Source organism: Arthrobacter sp. NPDC058127, assembly GCF_042884555.1.
Taxonomy (GTDB): Bacteria; Actinomycetota; Actinomycetes; order Actinomycetales; family Micrococcaceae; genus Arthrobacter.
Window position 1 is genome coordinate 723,139 of record NZ_JBHVTT010000001.1, and the last position, 14,788, is coordinate 737,926.

Here is a 14,788-nt window from a genome sequence, read left to right on the forward strand (position 1 = left end):
CGCCTGAGAGCTTAGGCCACAGGCTGGAAGTTCAGCAGGACCTTCCCCGATTCGGCCGAGTTCCTGGCCACCTCGAAGGCCTCCAGTCCACGGTCCAGCGTGAATTCGTGCGTCACTACCGGGTCCACGTAGAGCGAACCGTCCTCGAGCGCCGCAATGACCTCGTCGATCTCGTTGTTGAATCGGAAGGACCCGAGCAGTTCGAGCTCGCGGGTGATGGCCAACGAAATGAAGACCGGCTGCGGCCCCGAGGGCAGCAGCCCGACCATAACCACCTTCCCACCGCGGACGGCGCCCTTGATGGCCGATGCGAGTCCGAAGTGGCTGCCGGAGGACTCGATGACGACGTCGGCCTCCACGGCGGCGATCGCCTCCGCGTCGTCGCCCTTGAGGACCTCGTCGGCGCCCACTGCACGCGCGATCTCAAGAGGCTTGTCGTGCATGTCGACGGCCACGATCCGGGATGCCCCCGCGCGCTTGAGGACAGCAACAGCCAGCGCACCGATCGGACCGCTTCCGATCACCAGCGCCGTCTTTCCGGCCACGTCCCCCGCGCGGGCGACGGCGTGCCAGGCAACGCTGGCAGGCTCCACAAGCGCCGCGGTGCGCAAGTCCAGCGTGGCCGGAAGGGCCCGAAGCATGCGGGACGGCAGGGTGGCGTAACGGCTGAAGGCGCCGTCCGTGTGCGGGTACCGTGCTGCGCTGCCGAGGTAGGTGCAGCCCGGGGAGAGGTTGGGCCGGTCTTCCGGATACTTGGCGGCACCCGGGGCGGGGGTCGCGGGGTGGACGGCGACGGCGGTTCCGGCGGCCGGACCGCTGCCGTCCGCGGCCTGCTGGACAACTGTGCCGACGATTTCGTGACCGAGCACCATCGGGGCCTTGAGGATCGATTCCCCCGCCGCGCCATGGAGCCAGTAGTGCAGGTCCGAGCCACAGATGCCACCGTAGGCGATCTCGACGACGGCCTGGTCTGGGGTGGGAACAACGAGGGCTATGTCCTCGATGCGAAGGTCACCGGCGGCGTGCGCCACAACCGCGGGTGAAGACTGGGGAAGCTGGAAATCGCTCATTAGACGACCACCGTCATTCCGCCGTCGACGAAGATCGTCTGGCCGTTGACGAAGTTCGAAGCCTCGGAGGCAAGCCAGACTGCCGGACCAGCGAGATCCGCCACGGTGCCCCACCGGTGGGCAGGCGTCCGGCCCAGGATCCAGGAGTTGAAGTCGGGATCGTCCACGAGGTTCTGGGTCATCTCGGTGTGGATGTAACCCGGAGCGATCCCGTTGATCTGAAGGCCGGAGGCCGCCCATTCGGCGGTCATGGCGCGTGTCAGGTTCCGCAGTCCACCCTTGGCGGCGACATAGGGGGCGATCGTGGGGCGGGCCAGGTCAGTCTGCACGGAGCAGATGTTGATGATCTTGCCGTGGCCCCTAGGGATCATGTGGCGGGCGGCTTCACGTCCCACGAGGAAAGCGCTCGTGAGGTCGGTGGTGATGACCCGCTCCCAATCCTTCACATCCAGGTCCAGCATCGGGACGCGGTGCTGGATTCCCGCGTTGTTGACGAGGATATCGAGGGGTCCGACGTTCTCCTCGACCCAGGCAATTCCGCGGGCCGCTTCCGTGTCGCTGGTGACGTCGAACGCACAACTGTGGATGCGGCCGGGCCCGAAGTCCGCCGCCATGGCGGCTTCCGCGTCCTTGAGGCGTTCCGTGTTGATGCCGTTGAGGACAACGGTGGCACCGGCGTCGGCCAGCCCGCGGGCCAGCGCGTTGCCGATGCCGCGGCTGGATCCGGTCACGAGCGCAACGCGCCCGGTGAGATCAAAGAGTCCACTCATGGTTGTTTCCTAACTTAGTTCGAAGGGCTGACGGAAGAGTCGCTGAGGTTGGCGATGGCCTGGCGGACAACTGCGAGGTCCTGGTCGCCCAGGCCCTGATCAATCAGTTCGCGGTAGAGTTCGACGCCGGCAGTCGCCATCGGAACAGCGGCACCGGCCGCTTCGGCGCTTTCGAGGACGAATTTGAGGTCCTTGTGCATGAACTTCGCGGGACCTGTGGGCGCGTAATCCTTGGCTGCCAGGCGTGGGCCGACAATCTCCAGGACCCGGCTTCCGGCGAGTCCGCCGGCCAGGACATCGAAAAGGGCAGAAGCATCCATGCCCGAGCGCTCGGCGAGTTCGGCGGCTTCCGCGAGCGCCGCCGTCGTGGTCCCGACGATCAACTGGTTGCAGGCCTTCGCCAGCGATCCGGCACCCAGGTTGCCCATGCGGCGGACGGTGGTGCCCATGGATTGGAGCGCGGGAAGTGATCGTTGGAAGTCTTCCTCGGCGGCCCCCACCATGATGGCCAGCGTGCCGTCCTGCGCACCTTTGGTGCCTCCACTGACCGGGGCATCGACGACGACGGCGTTCCCGCCGCTTGCGCTACGGACAGTCCGGCCGAATTCCTGCACGGCGGTCGGGGACACGCTGCTCATGATGATGATCGTGGTTCCCGGAAGCGGCACCTCCGAGCGCCAGGACTCGAGCAGTGGCGCGGCGGCATCCTGGATGTAGGAGAGATCCGGAAGCATGAAAATGATGACGGGTTGATCCCGGAGCCCGGCAACCGACTCCGAGCGTTTTCCGCCGAGCTTCTCCAATTCGGCGAGCGCCTCGGCGGAACGGTTCCACGCAGTCACCTCCCAGCCGTTGCCGAGCAGATTGGCTGCCATGGGGAAGCCCATCAGCCCGAGTCCCACAAAACCTGCGGTCTTGGCGGTCATCTTTCGCATACACCTCACTTCTTTGTGGTTCATCTTTCAAAAACTGTTCAATATCCTAGCCTCAATTCAGTATGATGAACACCATGACGACTGATGAACTCACCATCGCGATCGCAGTCCCGCTCGAAGCTGAGCATGTGGAGCGTATCCGCGCAGTAGATCCGAGCATCACGGTGCTCTACGAACCCGAGCTCCTTCCCCCGGAACGCTTCCCGGCCGACCACTCGGGCGATCCGGATTTCAAGCGGACTCCCGAGCAAGAGGAACGCTACTGGTCCATGCTGAACAAGGCCCAGATCCTCTACGGTTTCCCCAACGAGAATCCGGCCGGACTGGCCCGCATCGCCCAGAGCAACCCGCACCTGCAGTGGATCCACGCCATGGCCGCAGGTGCCGGTGGCGCCGTGAAGGCCTCCGGGCTCGACAGTGAGACCCTGCAGAAGTTCAAGGTCACCACGTCGGCAGGCGTCCACGCCCTTCCGCTGGCCGAGTTCGCAGCCTTGGGCATCCTCAACGGCTTCAAGCGCAGCGCGGAACTTGCCCAGGACCAGGCTGCAAAGGTCTGGCCCGAGCTGCGCACCCCCACCAAACTTGTGAACGGCTCCAAGCTGGTCATCACGGGTCTCGGCGAAATCGGCCTTGAGACCGCCCGGATCGCCCGCGCACTCGGCATGAAGGTGAGCGGAACCAAGCGGAACGTCGAAGCGATCGAAGGGATCGACGAGGTCGCGGACAACGATGGCTTGGCGGGACTCCTGGCTACGGCAGACGCCGTCGTCAACACCCTCCCCGGGACTCCCTACACGGAGAAACTCTTCAACCACGAGGTCTTCTCGGCAATGAAGCCCGGCTCGGTCTTTGTCAACGTTGGCCGCGGAACCGTGGTTGATGAAGAGGCGCTGCTCGAAGCGCTGGAAAACGGCCAGGTGTCCTACGCCTGCCTGGACGTCTTCGCCGTCGAGCCGCTCCCCCAGGACAGCCCGCTGTGGAACCACCCGAAGGTCATGGTCTCGCCGCACACCTCGGCACTCAGTGCCGCGGAGAACCGCCTCATCGCCGAGCGCTTCGCCAGCAACCTGCGTACGTTCCTCGACGGCGGGGAACTCCCCCACCTCGTGGACACGGTGCACTTCTACTAAACCGCCAACAACCCAGCGCCATCCTTGCGGCCTCTCCGGTTTCCGGAGGGGCCGCTTTGCTGTGTGGGGCTTACCCGTGGCACGCCAAATGGCGGGGCGGGGGCGCAACAAAGCGACGGTCCCCTCCGAAGTTCGGAAGGGACCGTCGCTGCTTGCGTACTTCGTGGTACGGGATTCCCTACTTCGCGTCCTCCAGGGAAAGGAGGTCGCGGCCGGCTGTTTCCGGTGTGAAGAACGTCGTGATGTATGAAATCAGCGCCAGGACCAGCGAGTAGACAGCCAGGACCACCCACGAGTTCCCCGTGGCCGCAAGGAGCGCGACGCCAACGAGGGGCACGAGTCCGCCGGCCAGGACAGCGGACAGTTCGCGGCTCAATGCCACACCAGTGAAACGGTACTGCGAGCCGAAGAGCTCGGGCAGGAGCGGGCACTGCGGGCCGAGCATGGACTGCACGCCAAGGGCGATGCCGACCACCATGACGGCCCACACGAGGGTGACGTTGCCGAGAGTTACCAAGTAGAAGGCGGGAATAGCGAAGATTGCCTGGAACAGGGCGCCGTAGCGGTACACCTTCACTCGACCGATACGGTCAGACAGGGCGCCGAAGGTCACCACCATGACGGCGGCGAATCCCGCGGCGATCAGCAGACCGACCGGGCCGATGAACTTGTCGCCGGGAAAGACGCCTTCCTTGACGGACATGAACGAGATGAGCAGCGCCGAGTAGATCGAGGAGTTGCCGTTCTCGCCCATGCGGAGGCCGATGCCCACCAGTACATTCTTCTTGGAGTGCTTCCAAAGTTCGCCAACGGGGTTCTTCACCACGTTCTTGTGCTTCTCCAGTTCCTGGAACACCGGGGTTTCCTTCAGCCTGAGACGGATGAAGATCGCCACGACGATCAGGATGAAGCTGGCGAGGAACGGCACACGCCACAGCCAGCCTTCAAGCACGCTTTTGTTTGCCATGCCAATGAGCGCAAAAGTGCCGGCGCCGAGGAGGGTTCCAAGCTGGATGCCCACGAACGGCAGCGAAGCGAAGTAGCCGCGGCGCTTGGGCGGAGCGACCTCGGAGATCAGTGTTGTTGCACCTGCCTGTTCGGCTCCGGCGCCGAGGCCCTGGACGATGCGAAGCACCACAAGCAGGACCGCGCCGAGCATGCCCGCCTGTTCGAACGTCGGCAGCAAGCCGATGGCGAAACTGGCGAGGCCCATCATTCCGATGGTCAGCAGGAGGACCACCTTGCGGCCGAATCGGTCTCCGATGAATCCGAAGAAGATACCGCCGAAGGGCCGCGCCGCGAATCCAACGCCATAGGTGGCGAACGACGCAATCAGTGCGCCGCTTTCACCCAAGGGCTTGAAGAACAGCGGTCCGAAAATCAGGGCCGAAGCCAGGCCGTAAATGTAGAAGTCGTAGTACTCCAGAGCGGATCCTACGGAGCTGGCAAGAGTTGCCCTTCGCAGCTGTTCCGGCTCAACTACTGCGCCGTCCATATCAGCAAGCTTTGTCTTAGTACGAGTTGTCACAAGCACTCCCTCAAGAACACTCCAGACCCCCGTTGGCCTGGCGAGATAGCGTCAGCCGCCATGGCGTGAATCACTATATTGAACAGAGTACAGCACGTTGGACAACTTTCAAGTGGTGTAATCAGATTTATTTATGACCCCCGTCGGGCGGCGGGTTTTGACCCCGTCGGGCGGCGGAATCAATCAGCCCATCGGGTTGCCCAGCGAGTGGGCGAGCTCCTTGAGCTCCTTCACCATCAGGGCAGCCTGCTCCTCGGAAAAAGTGGCCTTGAGTGCCGTCACCGAGAGGCCGAGGCTGGGGCCATGTGCCCCATGGGTGGGGACGGGCACGGCAAGGCAAACCACGCCGAGCGTGGACTCCTCGTCCTCCAGTGCATAGCCCTGCTTGCGGATCGCGGCCACCTGGGCCTTGAGCTCAGCGGCACTCCGGAGGGACTTCGGGGTCATGACAGGGAGCTCCGCGTCGTCGGGGAACATCGCCTCAATGTCATGGTCGTGAAGCTGGGCCAGGAGAACCTTTCCGACTGCGCTCAAGGAAAGCGGCATTTTGTCGCCAATGTTCGATGTGAGCCGGACGGCCGGGTGCCCTTCGTAGCGGGCCAGGTAAATGATGTGATCGCCGTCGATCATCGCAATCCGCACGGTTTCGCCGGAGAGCGTTGGTGCCTGCTCGCAGAACTTGTAGAACTCTTGTACTTCATCGAGCCGGCTGAGATAGGCGGCACCAAGTTCAACCAGCTTCCGGCCAAGTGAAAAGTCCGCACCTTCGCGGGTAATCAGCCGGGCTTCCTCAAGAGCGAGCAGCAGATTTGACGTGGAAGACTTCGGAATCCCGAGCTCCCTCGATAGATCGCTGAGTGTCAGCCTGCCCGAAGGGGCCTCCGCCAAGGCATCCAGGACCGCGGCAGCGCGGGTCACGGCAGGCGCCGGCGAGGAGCTTCCCAATCCTTCGGCGGAACGGGGGGTGCGGGAATCGGCCATGATTCTCCTTCGCGGGTCGTGCGTCTGGCGCAGAGTGGGCGTGTGCCAGGCAGAAACGCTACCCGGGGGCAGCGGAACTCCGGCCTGAGGCACAACGCTTGTTCAATCCACTGAACAACCACCATCATAGTGGCTTGCTGCTGGGATGAGACTCGCCGGACGGAGAATAGCTTCCTTTCCATATCCAAAAATTCTCTGTATATTCATCTATGAGCTCTCCACCGCGGCATCCCCCAATAGTCGCGGTGGAGAGCTCTTCCAATTCCCCGCAGCGGATCAGGTACGACGCTAGCCCTGCCGCCAAGGCGTGAGGCGAGGTAGCCAGCGCGGTACGTTGGCGCGGTAGGACTCATATTCGGCACCAAACTTGCGTGCGAGCGTCGGCTCCTCATACAACCTGACGAAAGCCACCACGGGAACTGCGCCCAGCGCCGCCAGGCCGAACAGCTTCGGCTGGCCCAGCAGGAGGCCCTGCCCGGTGATCGCGGCACCGATGCCCACGTAGATGGGGTTCCGCACGAAGCTGTAAAAGCCGCTGACCACGAGGTTCTTTGGTGGCGCAAAAGGTGCCGGCGTGCCTACTCCCTCAAGGGCGAACCGCGCAAAGGAATTTGTGATCACCGCTGCGCCGGCGCCGATCAGGAGAACACCTGCGCATTGGGCCGCCAGCCCGCCCGGCACGGGCCGCCGCACTTTCCAACGGGTCAGCACCCAAGGCAACAGGCCAGCGACGGTGGCCGGGGCCGCGGCGAACACCGCCGTACCTATCTCCGCCAGCTTTTTGTCGCGCGCTGCATCTCCGGACGCTGTCATGCTGCCATTCTGAACCGCCAAACGATGGGCCACAACCATCGGGGCCTCAACGCACTGGATTAAAAGCAAGAGCCCCTGAGCCGCGTTTCCGCAGCTCAGGGGCTCTTGCCCGGTCTCCTAGCCGTTTGCCCGCTTGCGGCGAATCACGAAGGCCGAGCCGAGTGCAATGGCGGCGAGAGCCGCGAACAGCACGGAGAACACGGTTGGGGCCATGCCGGTGTCGGCCAGTCCGCTCATTGCCTTAACGGTGGTGCCGGTGCTTCCGGTGGTTGGAGGAACCACGGCAACTCCAGGGTCGACCGGCGGGTCGACGGGCGGATCGACCGGCGGATCGACGGGTGCGGCAGTGACCACGACCGTGAGGTTGGCCGAGCTCGGCTCGAACAGTGCAGGCGCGAAACTCGGCGTGTTCGCCGCGCTGGCAATGGTCACCACACCGCTCACGGCTCCGGCCGCTGCGAACGTCGACGTGGAACTGATCACCCAGACGCCGTTCTCCTCCGTGACTGTTGCCGCGACCGGGGCTCCCCCTGCCCACGACACCGTTGCCGTGATCGGTTCGACGGCGCCGCCGAACGTGACCCTCGCGACCTCGATGGTTTTCTCCCGGCCGGCGATCGCGGTCAAGTCCGCACCCGGCACGATCACCGGAGTGGCCTTGCGCGGAGCGGAGACGCTCGGGATCCAATCCTTCCGGGCCGTGGCCCAGTCGAGGCCTGCCTTAGTGCCGGAAAGTGCGAAATCGAGCCGAGCGCCGTTCCGGAGATCGTCCACATCGACCCAGGCAGCCGTGTGCTCTTTGTCGTTCACGGTCACACCAGCAATGTAGCTCGGCAGCTTTTCGTTCGCGCCTGCAGCGGTGATCCGTAGTTTTTCACCGCTCTCGAGGGTAATCGTGGCGGCCTGAACCTTGGGAGCGTTGAGCGCTATGATCCCCGAGCCGGGCATCACCGGCTGGATGCCGAGCGAGGCCATCACATACCACGCGGCGAGGGTGCCGAGGTCATCATTGCCGACTCCGCCGCCGGGGGTGTTCGGGAAGCGGTTGAGGTTTGCCGCGAGCACGTCGTTGGTCTTGGCCGGCTCACCGACGAAGCCGTACAGCCAGGGGTTCATCATCATCGGTTCGTTGCCCGGGTTGTACCCTATGCTCGTGTAGTACGTGCTTCCACCCGCCGCCCAGCTGCTCGGAGAGACCCCCGGTGCAGACTGGAGGGCCGGCTGGTTGAAGTAATAGTCGAGTCGCTTGACGAACTCCTCGCGACCGCCCATCTTCTCCTGCAGGCCGACCACATCCTGCGTTGCCATCCACTGGTAGTGCCAGGGGGTTCCCTCGTGGAAACCGGACCTGGTCACATCCGTGCGCTCCGGAACCGGGACGAATTGGCCCTCGGGAGTGACGGCGTTGACGATACCCTTGAAACCGCCGCTGAGTGTGACATCCGGGTTCCAGAGCTTCGTCCAGTTGGTGCCGCGGGCCAGGAACTCTGCCGCTTGGCCGGTCTTCCCAAGCCGTTGAGCAGCGGCGCCGATGCTGGCGTCCGCCGCGGCAAACTCCATCGTCGCCGAGCCGCCGTGACGGTACTCTTCGTACTGGCCGCCGAGGCCACCGCCCCACTCCGGATAAAACGGGATGTGGCCCTTGGCCAGGTAGAACGCGGCGCTCTGCCGGCCGACGGATGCGACGCCGGCGGGGGGCGCCGTGGTCGCGTTCTCGACGAGGTAGTCCCACATGCGGTCGGCGATGTCGGCTGGCACCGTGCCGAGCGTGAAGTTCTCGGCGATCCAGGGCGAGACCGGATCGCCGGCCATAATGTTCGTCTCGACCGAGCCGAGCGACCAGCGCGGGAGCCAGCCGCCCTCGACACGGGCTTGGTACATCGAGCGCACGATGTCGGCGGCGCGATTCTTCGCGAACAGCGCATGGAAAGTCGCCTGAGTGCGGTAGGTGTCCCACAGCGAGAACGTCTGGTAGTAGTTCCAGCCATTGGCGGTGTGCGTCTTGGCGTCCATTCCCGCATACCGGCCGTCGACGTCGCTTCCGATAGTCGGCGACAGAAGCGTCTTATACAGCTGGGTGTAGAAGATCTTGCGCTGCTCGGCGGACGCCGTGATGTCGAACCGGCCGAGCTCGGCGTTCCAGGCGTCGCGGGCCTTCGCCCGGATCTGATCAAACGCCAACCGCGTGCCGTCGGCGGTCGCCTCGGCGATCCGGTTACCGCGGGCGCCTTCGACGCTCACGTACGAGACCCCGACGCTCACCTCGACATCGCGGTCGGTCGTGGTATCGAACGTGGCGACGAAACCGTTGTTGCCGTCGGTGACCTCACTGGAGTTCCGGCCGACGGCGAACTGGGCGTTGTTGCCCCAGGTGCCGGTCGACAGCGGAACGCGGTCGAAGGTCGCGCTGAAGAAGTAGCGGGACTTTTTCTCGTTTCCGCTGCAGAACCCACCGTTGTCGATCCAGCCCTCGAGAGTGGTCCCATCGACCCAGGAGACCGAACTAGCGCCGGCGGTGCGCAGCGTCTGCCCCGTGTTGAAGGAAAGATTGGAGGTAGTGCCGGCCGGGAAGGTGTACCTGTGCGCACCCACTCTGGTGGTGGCCGAGAGCTCGACCTTGACGGAGTTGTCGAGAGTGACACCGTAGTAACCGGCTGTGGCGGACTCGCTTCCGGGCTGGATGCCAGTGAACTTTCGCGAGGTGGTGGGCGTGGCGGTGGTGCTGGGCGAGACCAGGAGTTCACCGGCGGCCGGGCAACCCGCACTGTTGACGTGCCGGTGGCTGAATCCCCACACGCGACCGGCGTCGTTGCTGTACGACGTGGAACCGTAGCTGTTGGTGTTGTCAGGGCTGAGCTGCACCATTCCGAACGGGAGCGTCGCCCCCGGATAGGCGTTGCCCTCGCTCTCGGTGCCAACGAACGGGTTGACTTCGTTGGAAAGGTCGGTAACGGTCGGAGCAGCGGATGCCTCGACCGGAGTTCCGATCGCAAGCGCGGCCGCAACCGCCATCGCCGGCGCGAGCCGCGATCGACGTGGCCTTCTCCGGCTCCGTGGGCGTACAGCCGGGCTGTCGTGTGGGCTTGACATCGTGGGGCGTCCTCCTTGACCTGGCTCACGGGTATCGAGCATCAGCGCTCATCACCGCTGTCCGCCGCCGGGCGGTGACGGGGCAACGATGCGTGGAAACGTTTCCACGCGGCCGAGTTTACGCAGCACACCAAGACCGCGTCAACGCTTGAGAGGTAAATGGCGACCGCGCTAAATGCCGGTCAAGGGGATTTATTGGGGCGTGCGAACTGGTGTCAGCGCGCGGCGAGCACCGCGTCGCGACTCAGCTCTCCCGAGCCACGCACGATGAGACGAGTATTCAGCATGACGGTCTGTGAGGGCGAGACATCGCCATCCAGACGCTTGTAGAGCATCCCCATCGCGATCTGCCCCATCGCTTTTGGGTCCTGCGCCACTACCGTGATCCCGGGCACGACGACGTCGGCAAGTTCGAAATCGTCGAAACCCACGATCGCCAGGGAGGTGTTGTGAATGCGCAGCGCGCCGATCACGTTGATGCTCGTGCGGTTGTTGCCGGCGAAAACTGCGGTCGGCGGGTCAGCCGACGCCAACATCCGCCCGAGGGGCTCGTCCACCGGCTCGCGGGTGGTCGAGCTGGAGTAGACGAGTTCAGGGTCGAACGGGATGCCAGCTTCCTTGAGTGCGGCCCGGTAGCCGGCGATCCGCTCGCTTGCGGTATAGAGGTCCGGCCGATCGGTGAAGCACGCGATCCGCCTATGCCCGTAGCCGATGAGGTGCGCGACGCCGGTGCGCGCACCGCCGCGGTTGTCCACGATCACGGCGTCGACATCCAGCTCCCGGGGCGGGCGGTCGACGAAGACCATGCTCGTACCGGCGTCGAGCTCCGCACGCAGGTATTCCTCGTCGCCGCCTTCGGGGAGAGTGATCACCAGGCCGTCGACCCGGCGGGCGCAGAAGGTGAGGATCATCTTGCGCGCGCGCTCCGGATCCTTGTCCGAGGAGGCGGTCAGGAGCACGGAATCGCGGCGCAGCACCTCCTCCTCCACTGAGCGGTTAAGCAGGGAGAAGAACGGGTCTGCGACATCCTCGACCAGCAGCCCGATGCTGGCAGTCGCTCCGGTTCTGAGCATCCTGGCGCTGTCGTTGCGACGGAATCCGAGCGTGTCAATCGCAGCGTTGACCGCGGCGATGCTCTCCTCGCTCACGTTCGACTTGCCGTTGACGACACGGGAGACTGTGCCCACACCGACTCCGGCGACCCGCGCAACGTCTTTCATTGTGGCACGGGCGTTCGGACGCTCGGTAGCCACCCTCACCCCGTCACCTGCGTCCATTTCCGAAACCATCCCGCGACGCATTTTAGCATCGCGGTGCGCTTCATCGCGGTGCTATGTTTCCATACCCCACGTGCTCGGGCTCGATCTGGTGCGAACAAGACCCCAGGGAGTCCGGGACGTCCGCGCGTAGAAAGAAAAGAGCCCCTGAGCTGCGTTTTCACAGCTCAGGGGCTCTCCTTGCTTGGTGGGTCCTACCGGGATCGAACCGATGACATCCACGGTGTAAACGTGGCGCTCTACCAGCTGAGCTAAAGACCCAAACACTGATTTCAGCGCCCTCGGCGCTTCAACCAACGAACATGTACTCTACCGGATCATTCGCCCGGAACACTAATCGGCGAATCCGCGGGCAGTAGGTCGGGAAGCTCCGCAGCGAGCCAGGCCAGCGCGCCGCTGACCCCCGCTTCCACTTTGAGGCTCGCGAACCCGTCGCCGCGGGTCGGTCCACGGTTGATGATCACTACCGGCTTGCCGAGTCTGGCTGCGTGCCGGACGAACCTCAGCCCGCTCATGACCGTCAACGAGGAACCTGCCACCAGCAGCGCCCCGGCTTCGTCCACCATGGAATACGCGCGTTGCACCCGATCCCTGGGCACATTTTCACCGAAGTACACGAAGTCGGGCTTGAGCGTTCCGCCGCAAACGGGGCAAACAGCGACGACGAACGATCGGATGAGTTCGGGATCCTCAACGGATGCATCCGCGTCGGGTGCCATTTCCACGACGCCAGAAGCTTGGGCGGCTTCGAGGAAGCCGGGGTTGATTTCCTCAAGAATGGACGCGATGAGCTGCCGCGTGAAAACGTGTCCTTCCTCAAGGCAGATCACGCGATCGTAGCGGCCATGCAGGTCCACCACATTGATGCTGCCGGCGTCCTCGTGCAGGCGGTCCACGTTCTGCGTGATAAGCCCCGTGATCAGTCCGCGCCGTTCAAGGAGGGCGACGGCGGCATGCCCGGCATTGGGGTCCGCGTGCCGGAGGTGCGACCATCCAAGGTGGTTCCTCGCCCAGTACCGGCGCCGATTGGCAGGACTTCCGATGAATTCCTGGTAGGTCATGGGATTCCGCGGCGCGGCCCCCGGGCCGCGGTAGTCAGGGATTCCGGAGTCGGTGCTCAGGCCGGCTCCCGTCAAAACGGCGAGCCGCTTGCCGCCGAGAATTCCGTCGGCTCGGCGGAGAACGTCCACCTCGTCTGCATCCAGTTCAACTGCAGGGGCCGGCGGACGTATGGCGAAGCCAGTCATTCCGATACCGGGCCGTTGGGCGCTCATCGCCGTTAGGCCTGGCCAAGTTCGGACAATGCCTCGCGGTATTCCGCCAGGTCGCGTGCCTGCCCGCGCGGATTGACGACGACGTAACGGATGATGCCCGCGGCATCGATGATGAAGGTTCCCCGCAAGGACATGCCGGTAGCTGGATCAAACACGCCATACTTCTCGGCTACTTCCCCGTGCGGCCAGAAGTCGGCCAAGAGATCGAACTCGTAGCCTTCCTTTTCCGCATAAGCCCGCAAAGCGAACTTGCTGTCCACCGACACCCCGAGGACTGTGGCGTTGGCATGTTGGAAAATACCCAGATTGTCACGGATCTCGCAAAGCTCCCCCGTGCAGATTCCGGAGAAGGCGAAGGGATAGAAAACCACCACCACGTTGCGGCCGCGGAGATCAGACAGGCGGACCGGCTCCCCGAACTGGTTCACGAGCTCAAAATCCGGGGCTTCCTGGCCCACAACGGGAACTCCCGGACGCAGCCCGGGAGGGTTCAACCTGGAGTGGGTCACTTGTTCTTCTTGCGCGCTACAAGCCTCGTGGCGCTCCAGTCCTTGGAAACGCCTGCGGACGTAGTGCAATGCAAGCCGGCGGTGGGAGCAGCGTCCTGAATATCCGAGGGCGAGACGTAGTTGTCGCGGCCGGACTTGGGGGTCAGCACCCAGACCACGCCGCCTTCACCCAAGGTGGTCAGTGAATCCACGAGGGCGTCGACAAGGTCTCCATCACCATCACGCCACCAGAAAATGACCGCATCCACTACCTCGTGATCGTCTTCGTCAAGCAGCTCGGAACCCGTGAGTTCCTCAATGTCATCACGCAAATCGAAATCGACATCATCGTCGTAACCGAGTTCCTGAATTAGATCCCCATCTTTGAAACCCAATCTTTCCGCCACATTTACCGATGTGGCGGCGTCGGCCTCGCTCACGTTTCCTCCTCTTGAAGTGATTTCGATTACTACAAGCCAACACCCTTTGGGCGTGTGCTTCAAGCCATTGTCCCGCGTTCCACCATAATCCGCGCCCCAGCCACGGCTAAAGCCATGGCCGCAGACGGGGCCATGGCCCTACTGCAGCTACAACTGCCTACGATGTAACAGCTTGAGTGTGACATACAACGCCTTCACGACAGCGCGGCTACGCATCGCGGCTCGTACAAAGCTACAGTGGCCAGTGAAGACTTTGGCTGCAGGGCAACCGCCCGCCGCGAATAGCGCAGCTCAAGCTCAAGAGAACCTGCCCGGCGCACATGACCGGGCTGTTGTAACCGATATGTCGCACACGCCGCGTTCATGACGGGCAGTTACCCTGCCGGACCTGAGGCGACGATGAATGCGCCAAAAGAGAGGTTGGACGTGGCTGCAGGAGAAGAGACCTCACACATCCTTAGCGGGTTGACTTCCCAGCTGCCTGATCGTGATCCGGAAGAGACTGCCGAGTGGGTTGAGTCTTTGGATGCGTTGATCAGGGAGCAGGGCACGGAGCGGGCGCAGTTCATCATGCGCAGCCTGCTTCAGCGGGCAGGGTCCCAGTCGGTGGGGGTGCCGATGGTGACGACCACCGATTACGTGAACACGATCCCGGCGGACCAGGAAGCGCCGTTCCCGGGCAACGAGGAGTTCGAGCGCCGGTACCGGGCGTACATGCGCTGGAACGCGGCGGTGATGGTGCACCGGGCACAGCGCTCCGACATCGGGGTGGGCGGGCACATCTCCACCTACGCCGGGGCGGCGACCCTGTACGAGGTCGGCTTCAACCATTTCTTCCGCGGCAAGGACCACCCCTCCGGCGGGGACCAGGTCTTCTTCCAGGGACACGCGTCCCCTGGCATGTACGCCAGGGCGTTCATGGAAGGCCGGCTCACGGAGCAGGACCTGGACGGGTTCCGGCAGGAAAAGTCCAAACAGGGCCACGCCCTCTC

Annotated in this window: 12 protein-coding genes, 1 tRNA gene and 1 pseudogene; 2 read left to right on the plus strand and 12 right to left on the minus strand. The window is 63.9% G+C overall.

Annotation, left to right across the window (positions count from 1 at the left end):
- Positions 1-11: 11 nt before the first annotated feature.
- Genes ACFVTG_RS03255 through ACFVTG_RS03265 form a run of 3 tightly spaced genes read right to left on the minus strand, consistent with a single transcriptional unit; the run spans position 12 to position 2,766 of the window.
- Positions 12-1,070 carry an L-idonate 5-dehydrogenase gene (locus ACFVTG_RS03255; RefSeq protein ID WP_390277888.1) on the minus strand — a complete coding sequence of 353 codons (1,059 nt, stop codon included), beginning with the start codon at positions 1,068-1,070 and terminating at the stop codon, positions 12-14.
- Positions 1,070-1,840: an SDR family oxidoreductase gene (locus ACFVTG_RS03260; RefSeq protein WP_284751975.1), complete on the minus strand. Its 771-nt coding sequence runs from the start codon at positions 1,838-1,840 to the stop codon at positions 1,070-1,072. The genes ACFVTG_RS03255 and ACFVTG_RS03260 overlap by 1 nt, the downstream gene beginning before the upstream one ends.
- A gap of 14 nt (positions 1,841-1,854) precedes the next feature.
- A complete protein-coding gene (locus ACFVTG_RS03265; protein ID WP_390277956.1) occupies positions 1,855-2,766 on the minus strand; it encodes an NAD(P)-dependent oxidoreductase in 912 nt (303 codons plus the stop codon).
- 71 nt (positions 2,767-2,837) lie between these two features.
- Between ACFVTG_RS03265 and ACFVTG_RS03270 the strand changes: the two genes are divergently transcribed.
- Positions 2,838-3,905 carry a D-2-hydroxyacid dehydrogenase gene (locus tag ACFVTG_RS03270; protein WP_284751976.1) on the plus strand — a complete coding sequence of 356 codons (1,068 nt, stop codon included), beginning with the start codon at positions 2,838-2,840 and terminating at the stop codon, positions 3,903-3,905.
- Positions 3,906-4,083: 178 nt separating this feature from the next.
- On the opposite strand, the gene ACFVTG_RS03275 is transcribed toward ACFVTG_RS03270, so the two are convergent.
- The 9 genes from ACFVTG_RS03275 to ACFVTG_RS03315 form a co-directional block, all read right to left on the minus strand.
- Positions 4,084-5,439, minus strand: a complete 1,356-nt coding sequence (locus tag ACFVTG_RS03275) for an MFS transporter (RefSeq protein WP_284751977.1) — start codon at positions 5,437-5,439, stop codon at positions 4,084-4,086.
- A 177-nt stretch (positions 5,440-5,616) separates the two neighbouring features.
- Positions 5,617-6,414 (minus strand): IclR family transcriptional regulator, encoded by a 798-nt coding sequence (locus tag ACFVTG_RS03280; protein WP_390277892.1) that lies wholly within the window; start codon positions 6,412-6,414, stop codon positions 5,617-5,619.
- Between the two features lie 288 nt (positions 6,415-6,702).
- On the minus strand, positions 6,703-7,227 hold the full coding sequence (locus ACFVTG_RS03285; protein WP_390277894.1) for a methyltransferase family protein: 525 nt from the start codon (positions 7,225-7,227) through the stop codon (positions 6,703-6,705).
- A 117-nt stretch (positions 7,228-7,344) separates the two neighbouring features.
- Positions 7,345-10,317 (minus strand): GH92 family glycosyl hydrolase, encoded by a 2,973-nt coding sequence (locus ACFVTG_RS03290; protein ID WP_390277897.1) that lies wholly within the window; start codon positions 10,315-10,317, stop codon positions 7,345-7,347.
- Positions 10,318-10,532: 215 nt separating this feature from the next.
- Positions 10,533-11,594 (minus strand): LacI family DNA-binding transcriptional regulator, encoded by a 1,062-nt coding sequence (locus ACFVTG_RS03295; RefSeq protein WP_390277899.1) that lies wholly within the window; start codon positions 11,592-11,594, stop codon positions 10,533-10,535.
- Positions 11,595-11,779: 185 nt separating this feature from the next.
- Positions 11,780-11,855, minus strand: a tRNA-Val gene (locus tag ACFVTG_RS03300).
- Between the two features lie 56 nt (positions 11,856-11,911).
- Positions 11,912-12,868, minus strand: coding sequence for an NAD-dependent protein deacetylase (locus ACFVTG_RS03305; protein WP_390277901.1), 957 nt, complete (start codon positions 12,866-12,868; stop codon positions 11,912-11,914).
- A gap of 5 nt (positions 12,869-12,873) precedes the next feature.
- Complete coding sequence (locus tag ACFVTG_RS03310) at positions 12,874-13,377, minus strand: peroxiredoxin (protein ID WP_390277904.1); 504 nt, start codon at positions 13,375-13,377, stop codon at positions 12,874-12,876.
- The gene (locus tag ACFVTG_RS03315) at positions 13,374-13,796 is read right to left on the minus strand and encodes a DUF3052 domain-containing protein (RefSeq protein WP_059387755.1); all 423 of its coding nucleotides are present in this window, start codon (positions 13,794-13,796) and stop codon (positions 13,374-13,376) included. Before ACFVTG_RS03315 ends, ACFVTG_RS03310 begins: the two co-directional genes overlap by 4 nt.
- A 399-nt stretch (positions 13,797-14,195) precedes the next feature.
- Between ACFVTG_RS03315 and ACFVTG_RS03320 the strand changes: the two are divergent.
- A pseudogene (locus tag ACFVTG_RS03320) lies at positions 14,196-14,788 on the plus strand (pyruvate dehydrogenase (acetyl-transferring), homodimeric type); the annotation flags it as partial.